The sequence below is a fragment of the Vreelandella sp. L-15 genome, assembly GCF_056857635.1.
The window spans coordinates 26,407-50,566 of sequence record NZ_JBSXNN010000088.1; the positions used below are offsets into that span (position 1 = coordinate 26,407).

At 58.5% G+C, this 24,160-nt stretch carries 23 protein-coding genes; 14 read left to right on the forward strand and 9 right to left on the reverse strand.

Annotation, left to right across the window (positions count from 1 at the left end):
• The first annotated feature begins 78 nt into the window (after positions 1-78).
• The 3 genes from rpoS to lpxL all read left to right on the forward strand — a co-directional run bounded on the left by rpoS (position 79) and on the right by lpxL (position 3,261).
• The gene (rpoS, locus tag AC13CY_RS13200) at positions 79-1,053 is read left to right on the forward strand and encodes an RNA polymerase sigma factor RpoS (RefSeq protein ID WP_044630278.1); all 975 of its coding nucleotides are present in this window, start codon (positions 79-81) and stop codon (positions 1,051-1,053) included.
• A 180-nt stretch (positions 1,054-1,233) separates the two neighbouring features.
• Positions 1,234-2,334: an alanine racemase gene (alr, locus tag AC13CY_RS13205; protein ID WP_058577492.1), complete on the forward strand. Its 1,101-nt coding sequence runs from the start codon at positions 1,234-1,236 to the stop codon at positions 2,332-2,334.
• 12 nt (positions 2,335-2,346) lie between these two features.
• Positions 2,347-3,261: an LpxL/LpxP family Kdo(2)-lipid IV(A) lauroyl/palmitoleoyl acyltransferase gene (gene lpxL, locus AC13CY_RS13210; RefSeq protein ID WP_054641168.1), complete on the forward strand. Its 915-nt coding sequence runs from the start codon at positions 2,347-2,349 to the stop codon at positions 3,259-3,261.
• A 78-nt stretch (positions 3,262-3,339) separates the two neighbouring features.
• On the opposite strand, the gene speD is transcribed toward lpxL, so the two are convergent.
• From speD to AC13CY_RS13230, 4 genes are all read right to left on the reverse strand, one after another.
• On the reverse strand, positions 3,340-4,134 hold the full coding sequence (speD, locus tag AC13CY_RS13215; RefSeq protein WP_062373986.1) for an adenosylmethionine decarboxylase: 795 nt from the start codon (positions 4,132-4,134) through the stop codon (positions 3,340-3,342).
• A 227-nt stretch (positions 4,135-4,361) separates the two neighbouring features.
• A complete protein-coding gene (locus AC13CY_RS13220; protein ID WP_054641169.1) occupies positions 4,362-4,781 on the reverse strand; it encodes an OsmC family protein in 420 nt (139 codons plus the stop codon).
• A gap of 94 nt (positions 4,782-4,875) precedes the next feature.
• Entirely contained in the window at positions 4,876-5,538 is a 663-nt protein-coding gene (gene murU, locus AC13CY_RS13225) for an N-acetylmuramate alpha-1-phosphate uridylyltransferase MurU (protein ID WP_062361000.1), read from the reverse strand.
• A complete protein-coding gene (locus tag AC13CY_RS13230) occupies positions 5,535-6,545 on the reverse strand; it encodes an aminoglycoside phosphotransferase family protein (RefSeq protein ID WP_253557032.1) in 1,011 nt (336 codons plus the stop codon). Before AC13CY_RS13230 ends, murU begins: the two co-directional genes overlap by 4 nt.
• 70 nt (positions 6,546-6,615) lie before the next feature.
• On the opposite strand from AC13CY_RS13230, the gene AC13CY_RS13235 reads away from it, so the two are divergent.
• Genes AC13CY_RS13235 through AC13CY_RS13265 form a run of 7 tightly spaced genes read left to right on the forward strand, consistent with a single transcriptional unit; the run spans position 6,616 to position 14,399 of the window.
• Entirely contained in the window at positions 6,616-9,063 is a 2,448-nt protein-coding gene (locus AC13CY_RS13235; RefSeq protein ID WP_074210209.1) for an LPS-assembly protein LptD, read from the forward strand.
• Between the two features lie 37 nt (positions 9,064-9,100).
• Positions 9,101-10,141, forward strand: a complete 1,041-nt coding sequence (locus AC13CY_RS13240; RefSeq protein ID WP_054641172.1) for a peptidylprolyl isomerase — start codon at positions 9,101-9,103, stop codon at positions 10,139-10,141.
• Entirely contained in the window at positions 10,141-11,184 is a 1,044-nt protein-coding gene (pdxA, locus tag AC13CY_RS13245; RefSeq protein WP_058577497.1) for a 4-hydroxythreonine-4-phosphate dehydrogenase PdxA, read from the forward strand. Before AC13CY_RS13240 ends, pdxA begins: the two co-directional genes overlap by 1 nt.
• A gap of 26 nt (positions 11,185-11,210) precedes the next feature.
• Positions 11,211-12,059, forward strand: a complete 849-nt coding sequence (gene rsmA / locus AC13CY_RS13250) for a 16S rRNA (adenine(1518)-N(6)/adenine(1519)-N(6))-dimethyltransferase RsmA (RefSeq protein WP_054645097.1) — start codon at positions 11,211-11,213, stop codon at positions 12,057-12,059.
• A complete protein-coding gene (apaG, locus tag AC13CY_RS13255; protein ID WP_058577498.1) occupies positions 12,056-12,433 on the forward strand; it encodes a Co2+/Mg2+ efflux protein ApaG in 378 nt (125 codons plus the stop codon). The genes rsmA and apaG overlap by 4 nt, the downstream gene beginning before the upstream one ends.
• Positions 12,434-12,455: 22 nt before the next feature.
• Positions 12,456-13,271 carry a symmetrical bis(5'-nucleosyl)-tetraphosphatase gene (locus AC13CY_RS13260; RefSeq protein ID WP_058577499.1) on the forward strand — a complete coding sequence of 272 codons (816 nt, stop codon included), beginning with the start codon at positions 12,456-12,458 and terminating at the stop codon, positions 13,269-13,271.
• The gene (locus AC13CY_RS13265) at positions 13,272-14,399 is read left to right on the forward strand and encodes a tRNA nucleotidyltransferase/poly(A) polymerase-related protein (protein WP_058577500.1); all 1,128 of its coding nucleotides are present in this window, start codon (positions 13,272-13,274) and stop codon (positions 14,397-14,399) included.
• A gap of 5 nt (positions 14,400-14,404) precedes the next feature.
• On the opposite strand, the gene folK is transcribed toward AC13CY_RS13265, so the two are convergent.
• Positions 14,405-14,950 carry a 2-amino-4-hydroxy-6-hydroxymethyldihydropteridine diphosphokinase gene (folK, locus tag AC13CY_RS13270; protein ID WP_044629668.1) on the reverse strand — a complete coding sequence of 182 codons (546 nt, stop codon included), beginning with the start codon at positions 14,948-14,950 and terminating at the stop codon, positions 14,405-14,407.
• Positions 14,947-15,327 carry a dihydroneopterin aldolase gene (folB, locus tag AC13CY_RS13275; protein ID WP_044629667.1) on the reverse strand — a complete coding sequence of 127 codons (381 nt, stop codon included), beginning with the start codon at positions 15,325-15,327 and terminating at the stop codon, positions 14,947-14,949. Before folB ends, folK begins: the two co-directional genes overlap by 4 nt.
• 101 nt (positions 15,328-15,428) lie before the next feature.
• Here folB and plsY point away from each other — a divergent pair, with 101 nt between their 5' ends.
• A complete protein-coding gene (gene plsY / locus AC13CY_RS13280) occupies positions 15,429-15,998 on the forward strand; it encodes a glycerol-3-phosphate 1-O-acyltransferase PlsY (protein ID WP_054641174.1) in 570 nt (189 codons plus the stop codon).
• 23 nt (positions 15,999-16,021) lie between these two features.
• On the opposite strand, the gene tsaD is transcribed toward plsY, so the two are convergent.
• On the reverse strand, positions 16,022-17,065 hold the full coding sequence (tsaD, locus tag AC13CY_RS13285) for a tRNA (adenosine(37)-N6)-threonylcarbamoyltransferase complex transferase subunit TsaD (RefSeq protein ID WP_137093553.1): 1,044 nt from the start codon (positions 17,063-17,065) through the stop codon (positions 16,022-16,024).
• Positions 17,066-17,265: 200 nt separating this feature from the next.
• Here tsaD and rpsU point away from each other — a divergent pair, with 200 nt between their 5' ends.
• The 3 genes from rpsU (at position 17,266) to rpoD (ending at position 21,620) form a co-directional block, all read left to right on the forward strand.
• Complete coding sequence (gene rpsU, locus AC13CY_RS13290; RefSeq protein WP_016416934.1) at positions 17,266-17,481, forward strand: 30S ribosomal protein S21; 216 nt, start codon at positions 17,266-17,268, stop codon at positions 17,479-17,481.
• Positions 17,482-17,668: 187 nt separating this feature from the next.
• The gene (gene dnaG / locus AC13CY_RS13295) at positions 17,669-19,528 is read left to right on the forward strand and encodes a DNA primase (protein WP_137093551.1); all 1,860 of its coding nucleotides are present in this window, start codon (positions 17,669-17,671) and stop codon (positions 19,526-19,528) included.
• A gap of 235 nt (positions 19,529-19,763) precedes the next feature.
• Positions 19,764-21,620 carry an RNA polymerase sigma factor RpoD gene (gene rpoD / locus AC13CY_RS13300; RefSeq protein WP_044629663.1) on the forward strand — a complete coding sequence of 619 codons (1,857 nt, stop codon included), beginning with the start codon at positions 19,764-19,766 and terminating at the stop codon, positions 21,618-21,620.
• A 109-nt stretch (positions 21,621-21,729) separates the two neighbouring features.
• Here rpoD and AC13CY_RS13305 read toward each other — a convergent pair whose 3' ends face one another.
• Together AC13CY_RS13305 and AC13CY_RS13310 are read right to left on the reverse strand one after the other, a co-directional pair.
• Positions 21,730-23,301 (reverse strand): AbgT family transporter, encoded by a 1,572-nt coding sequence (locus AC13CY_RS13305; protein WP_172514803.1) that lies wholly within the window; start codon positions 23,299-23,301, stop codon positions 21,730-21,732.
• Between the two features lie 177 nt (positions 23,302-23,478).
• Entirely contained in the window at positions 23,479-24,072 is a 594-nt protein-coding gene (locus tag AC13CY_RS13310; protein ID WP_172514802.1) for a hypothetical protein, read from the reverse strand.
• Positions 24,073-24,160 lie beyond the last annotated feature (88 nt).

Sequence of the window (24,160 nt, forward strand, 5' to 3'; positions counted from 1 at the left end):
TAAGGTGTATGCGCACAGGGAGTGCGACCACCCTTACTTTTCTAAATGGCGGTTAGGCGAGACAACGGGGGTATGAACATGAGTATGCTGGAGAAGGACCTACAGGAGATTGACCTGGATGAGGTTGAAGAGGCGTTAGATGACGCCGACGACGACGCCACGGCAGAGGAGGAAGCGTTTGAAAAAGCGCTGGGCCGTGAAGACCGTCAATCGACTCAAAGCTTGGATGCGACACAGATCTACCTTAACGAAATTGGCTTTTCTCCGCTGCTGACGCCGGAAGAAGAAGTTTACTATGGCCGCCTAGCGCGTAAAGGCGATGCGCTTGGCCGCTCAAGGATGATTGAGTCTAACCTGCGTCTAGTGGTCAAGATTGCCAGACGCTACCTGAACCGAGGCTTAACGCTGCTCGATTTAATCGAGGAAGGTAATCTTGGTTTGATTCGGGCGGTGGAGAAGTTTGACCCCGAACGGGGCTTCCGCTTCTCTACTTACGCCACGTGGTGGATTCGCCAAACGATAGAGCGTGCGCTGATGAACCAGACGCGTACTATTCGTCTGCCGATTCACGTGGTGAAAGAGCTCAACATTTATCTGCGTGCTGCCCGTGAGCTGACTCAAAAGCTGGATCACGAAGCTACCGCCGAAGAGATCGCCGAGCATCTTGATAAACCGGTCGAGACAGTTAAGAAAATGCTGGGGCTTAACGAGCGGGTGTCGTCGGTGGATTCTCCCATGGGCGGCGACAGCGATAAGCCGCTGATTGATACGCTCACCGACGATGAGGTGCTGGGGCCGGAAGCGTGCTTGGTGGATGGCGACGTGCGCGAACACGTAGACCACTGGCTGGATGAGCTAAGCGAAAAACAGCGCGAAGTCGTGGTACGCCGTTTCGGTTTACGCGGTCACGAGGCAGCAACGCTGGAAGAAGTGGGTGCCGAGATTGGCCTAACGCGGGAGCGCGTTCGACAAATTCAGGTAGAAGCGTTAAAGAAGCTGCGCCGCTCCCTGGAAAAACAGGGGCTTTCCCTCGACGCGATTTTCGAGAGTTAATTCCGGGTCGAGAGTTAAACCAGCTGCTTCCGACAAGCCCAACGGAAGTATTAAATAGCGCACCGAGTTATCTGCTCGGTGCGCTGTTTTTAGGGCGAACCATTTTCATTCATACATTACTGAGTGACTCCGCTCAGTCCGGCAAGTACGCCGGTCAGTGACCTAGTAAGTGAGAGAGCCATGCGCCCGTTAGTGGCCCATATTGATTTGGACGCGCTGCGTCACAACTATCAACTGGCGTGCCGCTGCGCCCCGCAAAGTCGCTCAGTTGCCGTCATTAAAGCCGATGCCTACGGCCACGGTGCACTGGCTTGTGCCCGTGCCTTAGAAACTGACGTTCCGGCATTTGCAGTGGCCTGCATCGAAGAGGCGCTGAGCCTGCGCGAAGGAGGCATCAAAGCGCCCATTGTGCTGCTAGAGGGTATTTTCAGTGCCGATGAGCTGGCGCTGGTCGATCAGCACCGTTTATGGATCAGTGTGCACAGTGCGTGGCAGGTCGAAGCGCTGCTGGCGTATTCGCCACGGCAGCCTATTCCTGTTTGGTTAAAGGTGGATTCGGGGATGCATCGTTTGGGGTTCTCGCCGGAGGAAGCGACCAGTGTTTGGCAGCGTTTGGTGGATGCGCCGCAGGTAACGGCGCTGCATCTGATGAGCCACTTTGCCACCGCCGATGCGAAAGATCCTAGCTACTTCAACCGCCAGATGAATACGCTAAAAGCGCTGGCTGCCAAGCTGAAGGCACCGCTGTGTCTGGCCAACTCCCCGGCGACGCTGGCATGGCCTGCCGCACATGGCGACTGGAATCGCCCCGGCGTGATGCTCTATGGCAGCGACCCGCTGGAAGTGCCCAACGAGATCGCCCAGCAGCTACGCCCGGTGATGACATTACGCTCAGAAATTATTGCGTTGCGCGAGTTGGCGGAGGGGGATCAGGTGGGCTATAGCGGCCGCTGGAAGGCCAAGCGACCCTCTAAAATTGCCGTGGTCGCCGCAGGTTATGGCGATGGCTATGATCGCCACGCGGTCGACGGCACGCCGGTGCTAGTCAATGGGCAGCGCTGCCCCATTGCCGGTAAGGTCTCGATGGATATGCTGACGGTGGACGTTACCGACGTGCCTGATGCCGCGATTGGCAGTGAAGTGGTGCTATGGGGAGCAGCTAGCAATGGCAGTGTGCTGCCGGTGGACGAGGTGGCCCGCTACTGCGATACCATCAGCTATACGCTGCTGACCGGTGTGCTTCCCAGGGCTCCTCGGCGCTATCATGGGGCTCACGTTTAAACGGTTATCTGTATGTCAAAAGCGTCTTATCCGCGCTCCTTTGCGCACCCTCGCTACTGGCCGACATGGCTGGCGATTGGCCTAATGTATGTGGCCGCGTGGCTCCCCTGGCGGTTGAAGCTATGGGTAGGTAAAGCGATTGGCCTGCTGGCGTGGCGCTTCGTGAAGCGTCGTCGGCACATCACCGCCACGAACATCGCGCTCTGCTTTCCAGAAAAAAGCGCCGACGAGCAGCGTCAACTGGTCAAAGAGACATTCATTGCCAACGGGATCGGTTTGGTTGAAACCGCAACTGGCTGGTGTCGTGATGCCGAAGGGCTGCGTCATCGAGTGGCCTATCACGGCCAAGAGCACCTTGCACGCGCTAAAGCCCAGGGCAAAGGCGTGCTGGTGGTGGGTATCCACTTTTCGACGCTGGACTTAGGCGGGGCGTTGCACTCGCTGTTCTTCCCGGCAGATGTGGTTTACCGCCCCCATAACAACCCGCTGTTCGAGCGATTTATGACCCGCGCCCGTTCGCGTATTTTCGGCCAAGCCATTGATCGCCATGACCTGCGCGGCGTGGTGCGCCGTATCAAAGCGGGGCACATCGTGTGGTACTCACCGGATCAGGATTTCGGCCGCGATGTGAGCGTCTTTGCGCCGCTATTTGGTCAGCAAGCGGCGACGATTCGTCTTACGGCCAAAATTGCCCGCATGACGGGCGCCCCCGTCGTTCCGCTGATGTTCCACCGTAATCCGGATAATCGCACCTACACCATTGAGTGTTTGCCGGCGTTCGAGGATTTCCCCTGCGGCGATGAACTGGCCGATGCTACGCGGGTAAATGCCTTCATCGAGCGAGCGATACGCAAACATCCCGAGCAGTATCTATGGCTGCATCGGCGCTTTAAAACCCGTCCTGAGGGCGAGGCAGGTTTTTACTAGCCGTATCAACAAAGCGCATAAAAAAAGCTGCCCGCGGGCAGCTTTTCGGTGGCTTCATAGCTTGCTTAAGGCAACGCCTTAATCGAGATTACGGGAGTAGAAGATCTCCAGCATCTCTTTACGTAGGCGGCTTTCGATATCCCGCGCTTCTTCGAAGGTGATGTCGCGGCGCGACGTGCCGAACAGGTAGTTATCCAGCTCGAAGTCCTTGAGCAGCATCTTGGTGTGGAACATGTTTTCCTGATACACGTTCACGTCGATCATCTGATAGGCCTGCTTGGTGTCTTCCGCCAAGTAGTCCTGGATCGAGGTGATGTCGTGGTCAATAAACAGCTTTTTGCCATCCACATCCCGCGTAAAGCCGCGCACGCGGTAATCCATGGTCACGATATCGGAATCAAAACTATGGATCAGGTAGTTCAGCGCTTTCAGCGGGCTGATATGCCCACAGGTCGAGACATCGATATCCAGACGGAAGGTGCTGATGCCGTTGTCAGGGTGCGACTCCGGGTAGCTGTGTACCGTCACATGGCTCTTATCCAGGTGGGCCACCACGGTTTCCGGTAGCGGGCCTGGGCCTGGTTCGATTTGCCCTGCGGTTGGCTCATCCAGCTCGTGTTCGGCGATCAGGATGGTCACACTCGCGCCATGCGGCTCATAATCCTGACGCGAGATGTTCAGTACATGAGCGCCAATGATGTTGGTGACGTCTTTCAGGATCTGCGTCAAACGTTCGGCGTTGTAAAGCTCATCGATATAGTCGATATAAGCCGCACGCTGCTCTTCGGTTTTGGCGTAACAGATGTCGTAAATATTGAAGCTCAAAGAGCTGGTCAGGTTGTTGAACCCGTGGAGTCGGAGATTATCTGACACTTCCGAACCTCCCTATGGCAGATGAGGACACCCCGACGAGCCAGCGCCGGAACCGATAAACACTTGTCACCGTGCTAACGCAGCCGCCGTGAAGACGACCCCGCACTACGCAGTAAAGGGAAAAACAAGCGGGCGTATTATGCCCGCCCAGGGCGTGGCTTGCATCCAGTCACGCCATTTTTTTGATGCTGCAGCGTCACCCGCGTGGCCAGCCGACCCATGACGGCTCAAGCTTCGCGGATCTCATAGGAGTGAGTGATCTCAACGCCGCCTTTGACCAGCATGATAGAAGCGCTGCAGTATTTCTCTGCCGATAGCTCCACAGCCCGCTGAACCTGCTTCTCTTTTAAGCCACGACCAGTGACCACAAAGTGGACGTGGATCTTGGTGAACACGGACGGCACTTCATCGGCGCGCTCGGCGTCCAGCTCGGCAACGCAGTCGGTGACCTCTGCGCGGGCCTTATCAAGAATGTTCAAGATATCAAAGGCGGTGCAACTGCCCATGCCCATCAACAGCATTTCCATCGGCCGAGGGCCGGTGTTGCGACCGCCGTGGTCGGGTGGGCCATCAATCACAACGCTGTGTCCGCTACCGGATTCCGCTACAAACTGGCGGCCATCGGTCCATTTTACCCGTGCTTTCACGTTGCTCTCCTCATCTTGGCGACGAAAGGTAAGTCGCGCAGCATAACATTTCTAGAAGGCAACGCACGGCTTCATCGTGCGCTGCCAGCTGGTATCAGGCTGATTGAAGGTGCCTATCAAGCTCGGCCAGTCGTTCAGGCGTGCCCACATCGACCCAGTGGCCCGCAAAGTGCTCGCCGCTAACGCGGTGCTCTGCCATGGCCCGTTTCAGTAGTGGGGCCAGGGCGAAGGCGCCGGCAGGTTCAAAGGCGACCAGTTCAGGGCGTATCAAACTGATGCCTGCAAAGGTGAAGCGAGCCTCCCCGTGTGGTGAAACGCGCCCCTGGCGAAGTGAAAAATCGCCTTCAGGGTGATGGGCAGGGTTATCCACCAATACCAGATGCGCCAAATCACCTGCTGCCAGCGTGGAAGCACTCGGTAGGTAGTCACACCACACATCACCATTGACCAGTAAGAACGGCGCATCGCCCAGCAGCGGTAGTGCCTGTTGAATACCACCGCCGGTCTCAAGCGGGCTAGCCTCCTGGCTCCAGTGAATGCGCATTTGGTAGGCCGAGCCATCGCCCAGTGCAGAGATAATTTGCTCGGCACGGTAGCTCACGTTAATGACCACTTCATTAATGCCTGCACGCTTTAAACGCTCCAAGTGGTGCACGATCAGCGGTTTGCCCGCCACGGGCAGCAATGGTTTAGGGCAGTGGTCGGTGAGCGGGCGCATCCGTTTGCCCAGGCCTGCCGCCAAAATCATCGCTTTCATGGCGCGCCCTCTTCCAGGCGCTGCATGATCGCCGGGCGCAGCACGCCCGTTACCCAGTCGGTAAACTCGCGGTGTTGGGGTAGGGCCGCTAGGCTATCTTCCAGGTGCGCCAAAAAGTGGGGCAGGCGGGCTAAATAGCCTTCTTTGCTGTCGCGCAGCGTCAACCGACAAAAGATGCCCAGCACTTTTAGCGAGCGCTGTGCGGCCATGGCGTGGCACTGCGCTAAAAAAGTTTCCTCGCTGACCGAGCGGGTCAGGCGACCCTCTTGCCGCGCCTGCTGATAGAAAGCGCCGACGAAGGAGGCAAACTGGTCAGCGCTAAAACGGCAGTAGCGGCCCCGCAGTAGCGAAATAACGTCGTAGCTGAGCGGGCCTGCCACGGCGTCCTGGAAGTCGATCATGTAAAGCGTTTGATCGTGCAGCATCAGGTTCATGGCATCGAAATCGCGGTGGACGCTCACCACCGGCTGCGCTAATGCATGCTCTATCAATTTATCGCGTACTGCCTCCCAGCTATCGGGAACTGATAGCGACAGCCAGCGCCCCAGGCACCACTCGGGAAATAGGTCCAGCTCCCGGCCAAGCAGGGCGGCATCGTAATCAGGCAGGGCGGCCGGGTTAGTGCGGTTTTGCAACTGGGCAATGAGAGCGAGTGCGTCTAAATGGCTCTGCTCTGTGCGTGCTGGATCGGTGAAGGTAGCCTGCAGCGGTGTGTCGCCCAAGTCATCAAGCAGCAAAAAACCAGCGTCTAAGTCGCTGGCGTGAATGTAAGGCACAGGCAGCCCGGCGGCGTGCCAGCGCTGGCCGATAGCCACAAACGGCGCCGAGTCCTCCTGTGCCGGGGGTGCATCCATCACCACTTGGGTGTTGCCATCCGGTAGCGTTAGTCGAAAATAGCGCCTAAAACTGGCGTCACCGCCCGCAGCAGAGAGGCGAATAGTGGCGCTATCAAGGCCGTGGTGTTGCGCCGCCCACTGAGTGAGGGCGTCAATCCGAGAAGAGGACATGCAAGCTCCTTGCTGGTCGGGCATCATGCGGGCTGTATAATACCGATTCTGGATGCCAAGGATAACGAACATGGGCAAGCGAATCTCGCGCACCGTACCGGTTGCGCATACGCTGCTGGGCAGTTTTCTCGCTGGCGCCTCGTTTTCAGCGGTGGCGCAGGACCAAACCCTGCCCGCAGAAGCGCTGGACTGGCAGGCCTGGAGCCAAGACGAAGCGCCGCAACAGCTATGTCGGGGGCGCTATGTGATGCCCGCCTACCGCTTGCCAGCGGAAGAGAACCCGGAAACGCTCTCGGTAGAAACCCGGGAAGTGGATTACGCCGCAGACGGTGAAGCCCTGCTGCGTGGCGACGTGGTACTACGCCGGGGCGATACCGAACTGCAGGCAGAGCGCGTCTTTCTACCCGCAGACCGTCAGCAGGTGGATGCTGAGGGCAACCTGGCTATCCGCGATGGACAAGCCCTGGTGCGTGGCGAGCAAGCCACCCTCATGCTGAACGAAGACCGCGCCTCGCTGCGTAACAGCCACTATGTGCTCTACGACCAGCACCTGCGCGGCCAGGCCAGCCAGCTAGAGCAGACCGGCGAAAATCAGTACCGCCTTCAGGAGGCCACGTTTACCACCTGTGACCCCGGCGCCAATAGCTGGCAGTTGGTAGGTAGTGATATTCGCCTCGATCAAGCCTCGGGGTTTGGCACTGCCCGCCATGCGCGCCTGGAAGTTAAAGATGTGCCGGTATTTTACTGGCCGTGGCTGCGCTTCCCCATTGATGACCGCCGCCATACCGGGCTGCTCTCGCCGTCAGTGAGCTTCTCAAGCGATGGCTTTGATTATACCCAGCCTTTCTACTGGAACATTGCACCGAACCAGGATGCCACCATTACCCCGCGCTGGATGTCTGACCGAGGACTGCTGCTCAACGGCGAGTACCGCTACCTGCTGGAAGAGAGCCAAGGCTTGGTCGAGGGCGGTTATCTCGATAGCGACGGCGGCACCAATAGAGGTGACAACCGCTTTGAAGGCGACGACCGCTGGTACATTGATGCCCAGCACGCGGGCACGTTAACGCCCCGCAGTGATTACCGGCTCCGTTACGGCGCCGCCAGCGACGGGCGCTATTTCGACGACTTTGGCGGCGAGTTCGGCAACAGCGACCGCGTCAGTATGGAGCGCCTTGCCCAGGTCGATTATCGCGGCGAGCGCTGGCAGTTAGACGCCCGCGCCCAGGGCTTCCAACGTTTGGAAGACCCGCTCAGCGATACCGACCGTCCGTTCTACCGCCTGCCGAGTTTGACCGCCAATGCCAACTGGCAGCTAGACAACGGCCTGTATACCCAGTGGCGCTCGAACGCGACCTACTTCTGGCGCGACGTGGATGAGCGGCGAGTTCCGGAGCGCGAGGCGGCCATCGGTTCGCGCCTTCACCTGACGCCTGCGGTGGGCTGGCGCTATGAGCAGCCCTGGGGCTATATCGAGCCACGCACCGAGCTTTGGCACACCGCGTACGAATTGGATTATGGCGACCGCGTGACCGATCGCACGACCTCACCGACGCGCAGCGTGGCGATCACTTCCATCGACAGCGGCCTGGTATTTGAGCGTGAGCTTGAGCTAGGCGGGCGCGGTTATCGCCAGACGCTTGAACCCCGCGTTAACTATGCCTACGTGCCGCGTACCGACCAGACCCAGCTGCCGTACTTCGATAGCCGTGAACGGGTATTCTCCTGGGATCAGCTCTGGTCCCCGCACCGCTTCTCGGGGGCTGACCGGGTCGGTGATCTGAATCGCGTCTCGTTGGGCGTACAGTCACGCTTGATCGAAGATAGCGCTGGTCGGGACCGACTCACCTTCGGCGTCGGTCAAAGCTACTACTTCTCCGAGCGGCGCATCGATAGCGAAGGCGACCCGGACACGCTGCCGCCGCGCCCCAGCGAAGACCCTTCCGTGAATCCGGAAAGCCGCTATCAGGCCACCCGTGACCGCTCTCCGCTGGTCACTCGCCTGGATTGGCAAATATCGGATCGCTGGAGTACCGGCTACGAATGGCTCTACGATGACGAGCGTGAACAGACCGAGCGCTCCAGTGTGGATGTACGCTATCGCCACCCGGAAGGGCACGTAGTGAACCTTGGCTACCGTTGGGAGATCGAAGGGTTCGATCCGAGCGTGATACCCGGCGACTATGGCTTCCGTGACTACAGTCGCGAAGAGTGGGATCTTTCGCTGGCGTGGAAAGCGAACCCAAGGATTGATTTGATTGGCCGCTACCTGCACGATCAAACCAACAACCGTCCCCTGGAACAGCTCGCGGGCCTGCAGTGGAACGACTGCTGCTATGGCGTACAGCTGGTATGGCGTGAATGGATCGACGATAACGATACGGCGCGGGTTGGCGATGACTTCAACGACCGCGGGCTATTTTTGCGCTTTGTGTTTCGTGGTCTAGGTGGCGTGGGTCAAGAGGCCGACGGCTACTTTGAGCAGGCGATTCCTGGCTACCGTCCCACGCCCTTATGAACGACCACTTTAAAATAGCGACTGAAAGAGACTTTTTATGATGATCAGAAAGACCTTGCTGAGCTGCGCGCTGAAGAAACGAGCCACCCAGCTGTCCGCAGGCAGCCTGATGGTGCTCTGCCTGAGCACGGGTGCGGCGCTGGTTCCGCTGACCGTGCATGCGCAAAATTTCGAGTCGGCCCAGCGTCAGCAGTTGGATAGCGTCGTCGCAGTCGTCAATGATGGCGTCATCATGCGCAGCGAGTTGGATGACCGCATTGCCCAGGTGGAGCAGCAAGCAGCGGCTCAGGGCGGCAATTTGCCGCCGCGTAACCAGCTGGCCCAGCAAGTGTTGGAGCGTATGGTCATGGATGAAATCCAGCTGCAAATGGCCCGCCGAGCCAATCTGAGTGTGGATGACACCGAACTCAACCGCCAGCTACGCAGCATTGCCGAATCCAACAACATGACGCTGGATCAGTTTGCCGATGCGGTAGAAGCCGACGGCATTACTCTGGCCGACGTGCGCGAAGACGTACGCCGTGAAATGTTGATGCGTCAAGTACAGCAGCGCCAGATCAGTCAGCGCGTCACGGTCTCCGATCGCGATGTGGAGCGTTTCTTGAGCCAGCAGCCAAGCCAGCAGCAGGGGCAAGCCTTTATCGAAGAGACCCGTGCCCGCCATATCCTGGTGGAACTGACGCCTACGCGTAACGAGAACCAAGCCCGCGCCCGCGCAGAAGAGGCTCGCCAGCGTTTACAGCAGGGCGCAGACTTCGCGTCGGTGGCCCGTGAGTACAGCGACGATCGTGGTAGCGCCATGAACGGCGGCGACCTGGGCTGGGTGCGCCCTGGCCAAACGGTCCCTGCGTTCGAAGAAGCCATGACGTCTCTCAGCCCGAACCAGCTCTCCGAGCCTGTGCGCTCGCAGTTCGGCTATCACGTCATCGAAGTGCTGGAGCGTCGCCGTCAGGACGTGACCGAAGAGAGCCGTCGTGAGCAGGTGCGCCAAGCGATTTTCCAGCGTCGTGCCAACGAAGAGCTGCAAACCTGGCAGCGTGAAATCCGTGAACAGGCCTTCGTGGATATTCGTCTCTAATGACGCGGCCGCTGCTGTTGACCACCGGTGAGCCTGCGGGCATCGGGCCAGAGCTTGCGCTGATGCTGGCCGCTCGTGGGCAATTAGCCAACACGGTGGCGGTGGGTGACCCGCAGATGCTGCGCCAGCGCGCCGCGCTGCTCGGGCTGGCCGTAGAGGTCGTCGAGGCCGCGCCGGGTGGCTTGGATATATCCTCTCCAGGGCGTTTGGTGGTGTGGCCCGCCACACTGCGAGCGCCTGCCACGCCTGGGGTGCTCGATCCCGCCAATGCCCGCTACGTGTTGGAGACACTGCAAATTGCCGTAGACGCCTGCCAAGCAGGGCAGGCTGCGGCAATGGTCACCGCGCCGCTGCATAAAGGGGTCATCATCGAAGGGGGCTTTCCCCACTTCACCGGCCATACCGAGTGGTTGCGCGACGCCTGTGGCGTCGATGAGGTGGTGATGCTGCTGGCGACCGATGCCGCGCTGCATGCCAAGAACCCGCTTTGGCAAGGCAGCGGCGATTTGCGCGTGGCGCTGGTGACGACTCATCTGCCGCTGCGTGACGTGGCCGATGCCATCACGTTCGAGCGGGTCACCCAGATTAGCCGCTTACTGGCCGCTGACCTGCGGCGCCAATTTGGCATCTTGAATCCGCGCATTGCGGTGTGCGGCCTCAACCCCCATGCCGGGGAAGAAGGGCATTTGGGGCGCGAAGAGCTGGACACGATCATTCCGGCCCTCGACGCGCTGCGTGCCGACGGGTTGGATATCCAAGGGCCGCTGCCCGCCGATACGCTGTTCACTCCACGCCACCTAGCCGGAGTCGATGCGGTGCTGGCGATGTATCACGACCAGGGCTTGGCAGTGCTAAAATACGCAGGCTTTGGGCAAGCTGCGAATATTACCCTCGGCCTACCGCTGGTACGTACTTCAGTGGACCACGGCACCGCGCTGGATTTGGCGGGCCGCGGCACTGCCGACCCCAACAGCCTGGGCGTCGCGCTATCGCTTGCACAGCGGCTTGCTGCCCAGCGTGCCAGCACCCTGGCCGCTCCATGAATCAACCCTCCAAGGAACACTGTTAGATGTCTCAAGTGCCTCAGCAGCACCGCGCTCGTAAACGTTTCGGTCAAAACTTTCTGCGGGATCTCGGTATTATTTCTCGTATCGTCCGCGCCATTGGGCCACGTGAAGGTGACCGACTCGTTGAAATCGGCCCTGGGCAAGGGGCACTGACGGCGCCGCTGTTAGAGGCGACTGGCAAGCTGGAAGTAATCGAACTCGACCGCGACCTGATTCCTGGCCTACGGGTGCAGTTTTTCAACTACCCCGAGTTCGTGATTCACGAAGGCGACGCGCTGAAGTTCGATTTTGCCGAGCTGAAGGGCGATGGCCCGGCGCTGAGGGTAGTGGGTAACCTGCCTTACAACATCTCCACGCCTTTGATCGTGCATTTGCTGAGTATGGGCAGCGCCATCGCCGATATGCACTTCATGCTGCAAAAAGAGGTAGTGGAGCGCTTGGCCGCCGAGCCAGGCAGCACCGACTGGGGCCGTCTTTCCGTCATGGCGCAGTACTACTGCCAGGTAGACCATCTGTTCATCGTGCCGCCGGAAGCCTTTGTACCGCGTCCGAAGGTAGATTCCGCGATTGTGCGCTTAACGCCCCACGAACACCTGCCCCACACCGCCGATGACCCGACGCTGCTGTTCGAGCTGGTGAAGCTGGCCTTTGGCCAGCGGCGTAAAACCCTGCGGAATAACCTGAAAGGGCGGGTGAGTGCCGACACGTTGGAAGCGCTAGGCATTGACCCTGCACGGCGGCCGCAAACTCTAACCGTGGCGGAGTACGTGGCAATTGCCAACCAAGTAGCCGCCGATGAGGCGGCCAGCGCAGTGGCTAACGGTGATACTAAGGGGAGTGATGAGGCTTGAGCGGTTTAGACATTGAGGTGAGCGTCACGCCGGAGTTTCGTGACGCAGAGTCTAGCGACAGTGAATCCCGCTACGTGTTTAGCTACACGGTGACGGTTCATAACCAAAGCCCGCACAGCGTACGGCTAATGGCGCGTTACTGGAAAATCACCCAGGGCAGCGGCGACAGCCAAGAGGTGCGTGGCAAGGGCGTGGTGGGCCAGCAGCCGCTGATTGGCCCTGGCCAGCGTTTTCGTTATACCAGCCGGGCGATTTTGCAAACGCCGGTCGGTGTGATGGAGGGTGCCTACACCCTGCTTAATACGTATACCCAGCGGGCTTTTGATGTGCCCGTTTCGCCTTTTCGTCTAGCGGTGCCCCGTCAACTGCACTGAACTCTGTTAGCCGGGAATGCCCATGAGTATCTATGTCATTGGCGACCTGCACGGCTGCCATGTTGAATTTATTAGCCTGCTGGAAGCAATAGACTTTAACCCGACCCACGATACGCTCTGGCTGGTTGGGGATTTGATTAACCGTGGCCCAGGGTCGCTTGCCTGCCTGCAGGAAGCTAAAGCGCTGGGCAGTGCCGTGCGCTGTGTGCTCGGTAACCACGATTTTCACCTGCTGGTGGTCGCCCGCGGGGGCGGCAGGTTGAAGAAAAACGATACGCTGGACGATATTCTCGCCTCGCCCCAGCGGGAAGCGCTGCTGGATTGGCTGCAGAGCCAGCCTTTGGCGGTTCAAGAAGGCAATACGTTAATGACCCACGCCGGAGTGTTGCCGAGCTGGAGTGCTGAGCAGGCTCTGGCGCTGAGCGGTGAAGTTCAGGCGGCGCTACACAGTGAAAGCGCGGGTGCGTTTCTGACCCAGTTGTTTGGTAATCAGCCTGACCGTTTCCGGGAGGACTTGGAAGGCGTGGATCGCCTGCGCTGCATCGTTAACGTGTTTACCCGCATGCGCTTCATTGATGCGCAGGAGTGCCTCGATTTTGCCGCCAAGGAGGGGCTCGATAGCGCACCGGCAGGCTTTGCCCCCTGGTTTCAATTTGCTCGTCAGGATGATCTGCACATTCTGTTTGGCCACTGGGCGGCACTGGAAGGGCGCACGCCGAATGCGAAGATCAACGTTCAAGGGCTAGATACCGGCTGCGTGTGGGGTGGCTCGCTCACCGCGATGAACCTGGACACCGGTGAACGTACTAGCGTGCCGAGCCTGCAAGGAGGCCGTTAAGTGTTTCAACAGGATGCATTGACCCAAGGGCTTGACGTTTACCGGGTAGGCGGCGCGGTGCGGGATGCGCTGCTTGGCTGGCCAGTAGTGGACCACGACTGGGTGGTGGTGGGTGCCACACCGGAAGCGATGCGTCAGCGGGGCTTTAAACCCGTTGGCCGAGATTTTCCGGTGTTTTTGCACCCGCACACCGCGGAAGAGTATGCGCTGGCGCGCACCGAGCGTAAGTCCGGCCATGGCTACAGTGGTTTCGAGGTGTATGCCAGCCCCGATGTAACACTGGAAGAGGATCTCTCCCGGCGTGACCTAACGATCAATGCCATTGCCCAAGGGCCAGGCGGCCAACTGACAGACCCCTTTCACGGCCAGCAGGATATAGAGCAGCGCCTGCTGCGTCATGTATCGCCTGCGTTTAGCGAAGACCCGTTACGGGTGCTGCGTACCGCGCGCTTTTTAGCCCGCTATGCTCACCTAGGTTTTACCATTGCCCCAGATACCCAAACGCTGATGCGTGAAGTGAGCCAAAGCGGTGAGCTTGGCCACTTAGCCGCAGAGCGGGTGTGGATAGAAACCGAGAAAGCATTGGGTGAACCCAATCCTGAACAATATTTCACCACGCTAAACGAGTGCCAGGCGCTTGCCACTTGGTGGCCTGAGCTTGCCGAGGGCGAGACGTTGACTGCCGCGCTCGCTGAAATACCAAGCGCGCCTGAGGAGTCTGCATTGCCGCTGGCCCACTGGCGCTACGCGCTGCTGGTCTCGCTGCTGAGTGATGAGCAGCGGGATGCGCTAGCGAGCAGGCTGCGGCTGCCCAACTCAGTAGCGCAGTTGGCTCGCCATACCGCGCTGACTAAAGCGTTGCTCAATGAACCGTTAAACGGCGAGCGAGTGTTGCACTGGCTGGAGCGGCTGGATGGCTGGCGTAAACCTGCCCAGGTAGCGGCGCAGCTGGCGCTTGTTAGTCGTCTGGCACCTGAGCGCCAAGCTGTGCTGCGCGCTGCGTGGCAGGCAGCGCAAGCGGTAAGCCCGCAAGCGCTGCTGAGCGAGGGGTATCGGGGAGCGGCATTAGGAGAAGCGCTGCGCCAGCATCGGCAGAAGGCGGTGGCAGGTGCGTTAGGCGAGGGGTAGTCGCGCTAGCGCGGCATCGCCGCACGAGGCTGCGGATCTGCTTGGGAAATCCAACGGCCCCGCCAGTGAAAATCAATCGCCCACAGGCGCTGGTCACCTAATGTGAAGCGCTTCCAGAGTGTAGCGTAGGATGTTTGGCAGGCGGGGTGGCGCTCGTTGGGTAACAGTTCAGCGAGTGGCTGGAGCACAAAGGCATTGCGGGTGATTTCCGCGCGGGGCAGGGCGACGCCATCAATCGTATCGCAGACACTGCCGACGGTCAGCAGGTCGATATCCAGAGCACGAGGGCTGTATTTAGCCATGTTGGGGGTGCGGCCATGATCAATCTCAAGCTGCTTAGACCACGCCTGGAGCTCACCCACCGACCAGTCGCTATCAAACGCCACCACTAAGTTGTAAAAGTTGCGGCTGTCCTTGAAACCTACGGGCTCGCTTTCAAAAATGCGCGATATCTGTAGGCGGCCAAACGTAGCTTCTAGAGCATCCAGGCAGAGGCGAATATGCGTGTCGGGATCAATGTTGCTGCCTAGACTGAGAGTTACCAGGCTCATAAGTTCGGGTCCTTGGTAGCCTCCGGCAGCGTACCGCGAGTGATTTCAAGACCAACGCTTGCCGCTTGAGGCACCGCGCCCGGCTTTCGGACGGTCATGCGCAGCCAGCTAATCGGGAATTCATGTTGCAAGCAGGCGGCGAGACGTTCAGCGAAGGTTTCTACCAAGGCGAACTGATGCTCATCGGCGAACTGCTGGATTCGCTGGCATATCGCGGCATAATCAAGCGTTAAGCGTAAATCATCCGTAGCGGCCGCTGGCCGAATATCCGTTGCCAGCGATAGATCCAGGCTCAGCGATTGCGTTATCGTGCGTTCCCAGTCGTACACACCGATGACGGTGTCTACGGTGAGTGCTTCGATCAAAATGCGGTCCACAGGCCTTCCCCAGGGTCAACAAGCGGGCGATTGTACTTGAGGATGACCAGAAACGACAGTAAGGCAGCGGCGTTGGCCGCTAATGCCAGGGTGGGCAGGCCATGATATGGATAGTGATCGGCTATTTAAGCGGCAGTTGGCTGGCGGCAGTGAGCGTATGTCGGTGGGCCGGTGTGACGGATCCACGGTTTTGCGGCTCTTACAACCCAGGATTTTCGAACGTGCTCCGCCTGTATGGTCCAAGGCTCGCCGCGGCCACGCTGCTGCTCGATGCGTTAAAAGGGGTGCCTGCCGTGCTGGCTGCCAAGCTGCTGGCGCTGCCGGTATGGCTGCAGGGGCTTGTCGGCTTGGCTGTGCTGCTGGGACACAGCTACCCGATTTGGTTTAGCTTCCGTGGTGGAAAGTCGGTCTCCAGTGCGTTTGGCGTGTTGCTGGTATTGGTGCCCAGCGTGGCGCTGATCACGGCGCTTTGCTGGGCGCTACTCGCGTGGCGGTTGCGCACGGCGGCGGCGGCATCGCTCGTTAGCGCGCTGTTGGCACCGCTGCTGTGTCTCTGGCTAGCCCCTGGCTACGTCAGCGTTGTAGGGGGCTTTAGCCTGCTCGTATTAGCCCGCCATGGCCTCAATATTCGCCGCTTACGCCGTGGGGAAGAGCCGCCCCTACGCGGATAGCCCTACGCGGATAGGCGCGAGAGCTACCGTGGTGCTGTAAGCGTATCGAGCGGCCAGCGAGGGGTCGCCTGCATTATGCCGTTGTCATCACGCTCGCCGGCTGCCAAGCGCTGCGCACCGACATAGGCAATCATGGCGCCGTTGTCGGTACAAAAGCGCCCGCGAGGGTAATAAGCACGGGCTTGGCGCTTTTGGGTCTCCAGCGCTAGCCGTTCACGCAAGCGCGTATTGGCGCTCACGCCACCTGCCATAACAATGCGCTTTAGCCCGGTTTGGTCGAGCGCTCGGCGGCATTTGATCACCAGCGTATCCACCACGGCCTCTTCAAAGGCCCGGGCCACATCTGCTTTGGCCTGCTCATCCAGCTCGCCCGCTGCTTCTAACTGGCGAATCGCCGTCAGGGTATGGGTTTTTAAACCGGAGAAACTAAAATCCAGCCCCGGACGATCAGTCATTGGGCGCGGAAAACGAAAGCGCTTTGGGTCGCCCTGTTCGGCAAGCTTTGCGACCAGCGGGCCGCCTGGATAAGCAAGGCCGAGCATTTTGGCGGCCTTGTCGAAAGCCTCCCCGGCGGCGTCATCCACCGACTCCCCCAGCAGTTGGTAGTGCCCTAACCCCTGTACTTCGACTAGCTGAGTGTGGCCGCCCGAGACCAGAAGGGCCACGAACGGGAACTCCGGCGCGTCATCTTCCAGCATCGGGGCGAGCAGGTGGCCCTCCATGTGGTGAACGCCCAGCACCGGTATGTTCAGAGCTTTGGCCATGCCGTGAGCGGTGCTAGCGCCCACCATCAAGGCACCAACCAGGCCCGGTCCGGCAGTGTAGGCGATACCGTCCAGGTCTTGACGGGTGAGGTTGGCATCCTTCAATACTTGCTCAATTAGCGGCAATAGCTTGCGGGTGTGATCCCGAGAGGCCAGCTCAGGCACGACGCCGCCATACTCCGCATGCATGGCGATTTGGCTATACAGCGCATCGGACAGCAGGCCCTGTCCACCGGTGAACGCGGTATCGTAAATAGCGACGCCAGTTTCATCGCAAGACGTTTCAATGCCCAGTACGCGCATGGCAAAAGAACTCGTGTAGGTGGTAAGGCAGAGGTTTAAAACCGGCTAGTCTAGCATTATGGCAGTAGAGGGGCGTAAGCATTTGCAAAGATCGCCAACCACGACTAGACTACTGTGCGCTGTAAAACTGGGTCGTACACCGTTGTGTTCGGTGTGCGAACTATCCGAACTCAAGACTCCTTAAGGTAGGTGAGTGCTTAATGCCTTCTGTAAAAGTACGTGATAACGAGCCGTTTGACGTCGCCCTGCGTCGCTTCAAGCGTTCTTGCGAAAAAGCTGGCGTTCTGTCTGAAGTACGTCGTCGCGAGCACTACGAGAAGCCGACTGCTGAGCGTAAACGCAAAGCGGCCGCTGCCGTAAAACGTCACGCCAAGAAGTTGCAGCGTGAGCGTAAGCGTTTCGAACGGCTCTATTGATCCGTACCTGGAGAGAGCCAGAGCAGTTGGCTGGTTGTCTCAAGAGGGATGCCAAGCGGCCGCCACTAGGTGGCCGTTTGTTTTTCGTTCTGTGATGTGTGTTTTGCGCGGTTTAAGGTGATCAGGCGCGCTGTCTGATGACGTTAGACTCGCCCATTAGCGCTTCGCGCGAGGATGCCCGCAGTTCATGGCAGGCCAAATTCCACAGCGTTTCATTGACGATCTGCTCGGCCGCGTTGACGTGGTGGAGGTTGTCGGCGAGCGCGTGCAGCTCAAGAAAGCGGGTCGTAACTTCTCCGGTTTGTGTCCTTTCCATCAAGAAAAAACGCCGTCGTTTACGGTGAGTGCCGATAAACAGTTCTACCACTGTTTTGGCTGTGGCGCTCATGGCAACGCGCTGCGCTTTTTGATGGAGTACGACAAGCTGCCGTTCCCCGAGGCGGTAGAGCAGTTGGCCGGGCGTTTAGGTCTCGATGTTCCCCGTGAGGGAGCGGATGACCCGCGTGCTCAGCAGCGCGAGAAAAAGCGTAAAGAGGGCGTCAACCTGCTGGAAGTGGCCGCCAGCTTCTACCGCGAGCGGCTGAAAATGCAGGAGGGTCAAAGTGCTCAGCGCTACCTGCAGGGCCGCGGGCTGTCGCCAGAGGTCATCGATACCTATGGTATTGGTTATGCACCGGGTGGCTGGGAGGCGCTCAAACAGCACTTGTCTGCAAAAGGTATCGGCGAGCCGGTACAGGTCGAGTACGGACTGCTGATCCACCGCGAAGACACTGGGCGCACCTACGATCGTTTTCGCGACCGAGTGATGTTTCCCATCCGCGACTTGCGTGGCCGTACCCTAGGCTTTGGCGGCCGGGTCATGGGGGATGAACAGCCCAAATATCTTAATTCACCAGAAACGCCTGTCTTTCATAAAGGGCGCGAGCTATATGGTTTGTACGAGGCGCGTCAAGCGTCTAGCAAACTTGAGCAGTTGGTGATGGTCGAAGGCTATATGGACGTGGTGGCGCTGGCTCAGTTCGGCATTCATAACGCCGTCGCTACGTTGGGAACTGCCACCACGGAAGACCACTTAAGCCGCCTGTTTCGTTTGGTGAGCCGAGTAGTGTTTTGCTTTGACGGTGACCGTGCTGGCCGTCAGGCGGCAAGCCGCGCCTTGGAAACGGCGCTGCCGCAAATGATTGATGGACGTGAGGCGCGTTTCCTATTTCTGCCCGATGGCGATGACCCTGATTCACTGGTGCGTCGCGAGGGTAGCGAAGCATTTCAGGATCGTGTGACCTGTGCGATGCCGCTCTCGGAGTTTCTCTTTGAGCAGGCCGCCCAGGGGCGTGACTTGAACACGGTGGAAGGGCGCGAGCGTTTTGCCACCCAGGTGCTAGAGGCATTGAACAAAGTGCCTGAAGGCATGCTCAAATCGCTACTGCTTGAATCACTGGCAAAGCGTAGCGGGCTGGCGCAGTCGCAGTTGCAGGCGCTGTTAGATAGGCGCACGGCAGATGCCGCTGCAAAAGCGTTGCCGCAGTGGGGGCCTGTTGAGGAGCCAGCCGCTGAAATGGTGCCAGAGCAGGCGCTGCCTCGCTCGGCGGCACGTGGCCGCCGCCAAGGGGCAAGGCTGCAAACGCTCTCTACGGTGAGCCGTATTGTGCAACTGTTGCTTCATGAGCCGTGCTTGGTGACATCGTTGCCCGAATCGCTGGATTGGCTGCCAGAAAATAGTGAAGAGGCGCCGCTGTGCCGCGCTTTAATCGAGCTGCTGCGCGCCGGACGCTATCGCAGTCCGCAGGTGGTGTTAGCGCATTTTCAGGGTAGCCATGAGGGGCAGGTGTTGGCAGAGCTGGCACAGCGGGAGCTGCTGATTCCTAAGGGGGCAAGGGAAGCAGAGCTAAGCGGGCTGGTAGAGCATTTGGTCGAGAAGCAGCGTAAGCGTTCGCCCCAGGAAGAGTACGATGCGCTGTTGGCACTAGAGCGTTCTGGCCAGAAGCTGGATAAAGCTCAGCGGCAGCGGTTGGCGAGTCTGATGATGGAGCTAATTCAGCGCATATGAGGGCGTCAAACCAAAGCAATTCGCACAATGGGGTTGAATTAACAAGCTTCAGCACCACATACAGGGTTAGTCGCCAGGCGCTGGCCTAACCGAACAACCTAACACACCTGAATGACCGCGCAAATACGTTTCGCTGGAAAAATTCCAGCTATTTACGCTATACTGTTCGGCTTGTTGAGTTTAATCGATTCAGCGCCCCAGGTGTTTCATTCTTCTTCGTCGAGATAGGGTTTCTATGGCTGGAAATGCGCAGCAGCAGTCACGTCTGAAGGAGTTGATCGCGCGCGGCAAGGAACAGGGCTACCTGACCTATGCCGAGGTCAACGACCATCTACCCGAGGATATCGCCGACCCGGATCAAGTGGAAGACATCATTGGCATGATCAACGACATGGGTATTAGTGTCGTTGAGGAAGCGCCAGATGAAGACACTTTGATGATGTCGGATCACTCCACGGACGAGTCCGCTGCGGAAGAGGCCGTTGCGGCACTCGCCGCCGTGGAAAGCGACGTAGGTCGCACCACCGACCCCGTGCGCATGTACATGCGTGAAATGGGAACGGTTGAGCTTTTGACCCGTGAAGGCGAAATCGAAATCGCCAAGCGGATCGAAGAAGGCACGCGGGAAGTGATGTCCGCACTGGCTTATTTGCCGGGTGCAGTTGCCTCTATTCTCGAAGCCTACGACGCTACCCAGGATGAAGAAGCACCTGGGCGCCTATCTGACCTGTTCTCTGGCTTTATCGACCCCGACGAAGGTATTCCGGGTGTTGCTGAAGCGGAAGTGCCGGAGCCTGTCGTTGAGACTGAGCTGAGCGATGATGACGATATCGACAGCGACGATGACGACGAAGAGGACGACACTACCGCCAGTGAAGGTGGCCCGGACCCCGAAGAGGCGAAGGCACGTTTTGAGCAGATTCGTGAGCAAAATGCTGCCGTTGAAGCAGTGCTGGCCAAGCATGGTCGGGGTAGCGCTGAGCTCAAGGCTGAACAAGCCCGCCTAGCGGAGCTGTTCTCGCCGATTAAGCTGGTGCCTAAACACTTTGAGCGTTTGGTCGGTCAGATACGTATCAGCGTTGAACAGGTGCGTGCCCAAGAAAAAGCGGTCATGCAGCTGTGCGTCAAGAAAGCCAAGGTGCCGCGCAAGACGTTCATCAAGTCGTTCCCGGGCCACGAGTCGGATCCGACGTGGCTGGACGCCTTCCAAGAAGCGCATCCCAAGTACGCTGACCGCTTAGAGCCACTGCGTGCCGATATCGCCCGCGCTCAGCGTAAGATTGCCTTCGAAGAGGACATGGTGCAGCTCTCGGTTGCCGACCTCAAAGAGGTGAATCGCAAGCTGTCGATTGGTGAAGCAAAAGCTCGTCGCGCCAAGAAAGAGATGGTTGAGGCGAACTTGCGCTTGGTAATCTCGATTGCCAAGAAGTACACCAACCGCGGCCTGCAATTCCTCGATCTGATTCAGGAAGGCAACATCGGCTTGATGAAGGCGGTGGACAAGTTCGAATACCGTCGTGGCTACAAGTTCTCGACCTACGCGACATGGTGGATTCGTCAGGCCATCACTCGCTCGATTGCCGATCAGGCGCGGACCATTCGTATTCCGGTCCACATGATCGAGACGATCAACAAGCTCAACCGCGTCTCCCGTCAAATGCTGCAAGAGATGGGTCGTGAGCCGACGCCGGAAGAGCTGGGCGAACGCCTGGAAATGCCGGAAGACAAGGTGCGCAAGGTGCTCAAAATCGCCAAAGAGCCGATCTCTATGGAGACGCCGATTGGTGATGACGACGATTCGCACCTGGGTGACTTTATCGAAGACGGCACCATGTTGCTGCCGATCGATATGGCCACCGGCGAAGGCTTGATCGAAGCAACCCGCAACGTGCTGGGTGGCTTGACTGCCCGCGAAGCGAAAGTCCTGCGTATGCGTTTCGGTATCGACATGAACACCGACCACACGTTGGAAGAGGTGGGCAAACAGTTTGACGTCACCCGTGAGCGGATTCGTCAGATCGAGGCCAAAGCGCTGCGCAAGCTGCGTCACCCCAGCCGCTCAGAACCGCTTCGTTCGTTCCTAGACGAGTAAAGCCGCGAGTAGTGAAGAGTGAGTGGTGAAATAGAGTCGCCACGAAGACCGAAAAGCCCGCCGTTCTCTGAACGGCGGGCTTTTCGGTTTATGTTATGCCGTTTAAAGCTTAGAGCGTGTAGTAAGTGGCAGAGCCTGGACCAACCGGCAAGCCAAGAATAAACACCCAGATAAAGAACAGCATGCTCCAACCGATCAGCATGAACAGCGTGTAAGGCAGCATGAGAGCGACCAGCGTGCCGATGCCCATGTCGTTACGATAACGGGTCGCCACTGCGAGAATCAGGCCAAAGTAGCTCATCATGGGCGTAATCAGGTTGGTGACGGAATCGCCGATCCTATACGCCGCCTGAATGACTTCGGGCGCGTAACCCATGAGCATCAGCATGGGGACGAAGATAGGGGCAGTGACCGCCCACTGCGCCGACGCGCTACCCAGCGACAGGTTCACGAAGGCGCACATGAGGATGAACAGCGCAAACAGGCCAGGGCCGCGCAAGCCAAGGGAGTCCAGCAGGTCAGCGCCCGCCACGGCAGTCACGGTGCCAAAATTACTCCAGTTGAACAGCGCCACGAACTGAGCGGCAAAGAACACCAGTACAATATAGAGCCCCAGGCTGCTCATGCTTTTGGCCATGGCATCGACGATATCGCGATCGTTTTGCATGGTGCCCGCGAGTCGGCCATAGACAAAGCCCAGTACGGTGAAGGCAATGGCGACGATAACCACAATACCGCGCAGGAAGGGCGAGCCGCTCACAAGGCCCGTCTCAGGGTTGCGCAGAATGCCACTCTCCGGCACTACCATGACGGCCACTAACGCTACCAGCGCCAGGGCAGCCAAGCCCGTACCTTTGAGTGCCCGTTTCTCTGTAGCGGTCAGACCCTCCATACGGTGCTGGTCGATATCGCTATCGGCATAGGCTGAATCGAATTTGCCAAGCTTGGGTTCCACGATGCGTTCGGTAACCAAACCGCCAATCAGGGTGACGAAGAACGTACTGGCAAACATGAAGAACCAGTTAGCCTCGGCGCCAACGATGTAGGCAGGGTCGAGTAGGCGTGCGGCTTCTTGGGTGATGCCGGAAAGCAGCGGGTCGACCGTGCCGATTAAAAGGTTGGCGCTATAGCCACCAGAAACGCCGCAGAAAGCTGCTGCTAAGCCAGCCAGTGGGTGGCGACCCAAAGAGTGGAAAATCATTGCGGCCAACGGAATGAGCACCACATAGCCAAGCTCGGAGGCCATGTTCGACATGATTCCGGCAAACACTACGGCATAAGTCACGATGCGCGGAGAGCGGTTGAGCACCAGCGCGCGCATACTCGCCGATAATAGGCCGGAGTGTTCGGCAACCCCGACTCCTAACATGGCCACCAGCACTGTGCCCAAAGGTGCAAAACCGGTGAAGTTGGTCACCATATTGGTGACGAGAAGGCGTAGCCCTTCCGCATTGAGCAGTGAATTCACCGCAATCCACTCGCCCTCGTTTGCTGGGCGCGGGTCGGCGACGGATATGCCCAGGGCGGCAGCGATACCGCTAGCCAGCACGACCAGTACACACAGAATGGCAAACAGTGTGACCGGGTGCGGTAATAGATTTCCCAGCCACTCGACGCTATCGAGAAAGCGGGTAAATGCTCCGCGTTTTAGGTTTTCTTCGCGATTTTGTGGGTTTGTCATAAGATTTATATCGTTGATAGGTTATTTTTCAGCAAAAATGCCCATGTAGGTTTGGTGGCTGACACTACGTTGATAATGCAAGCGGCGCAAATGGCTTTACGTATAGGGAGATGTAAAAAATGAAACACCGCTGACGCGGGGCGTCAGCGGTGTTTGGCTGGGGGGATAAGTGATTGGTTAAGGCGTTTGCCGTGCGCGATGGATGCGTCGTGCGAGAAAGAGAAGCTCGATGGTGGCAAACAGAATCAAGCTGTAGCCGAGTAGTTCGATGGCCTCTTCGGCGATATCTTTAAAGTCGCGAATGTAGCTCTCTTCAAGCACGGCGCGCCAAAAATCCTGACGTCCATATAGACGAGAAAAGATATAAGTGACCAGGACACCTGCCGCGAACAGCCCAAATGAAAACGTATTGCTGTAGTAGCGGAACTCATCCAGGAAACGCTGACGATGAATAATGACCCAGGCAAGGCTCGGTAGCACAATCAGCGCCACTACAAACTTCCAGGTGTTATCCGCTACGTAATAGTCCAGAAAGTAATCTTGCTCGCGTACGAGCGAAGCGGACACAAACGCCAAGAGCAGCAGTGTTACCGTTGGCCAGATCTTCAGCACTTGTCGAATATAAATAAGCAGCGCGCAGCAGCTAGCCAATATCAACGTTTGGGTAAACTCTGTGAACCCAAGCTCGGTATAGCGCACCTCAGGTAGATACAACACCTCTAGCAGCCTGTCGGTCTTTCCGTTGCACCGTGAGATACTGACCACCGTCATCGCCGAGCTGAGAAGATCGCCATGAGCCGCTTCATCCCTGTGGATCGCCAGACCGATTACCTGCTGCCGCCTTCGGTAGACGAGTGGT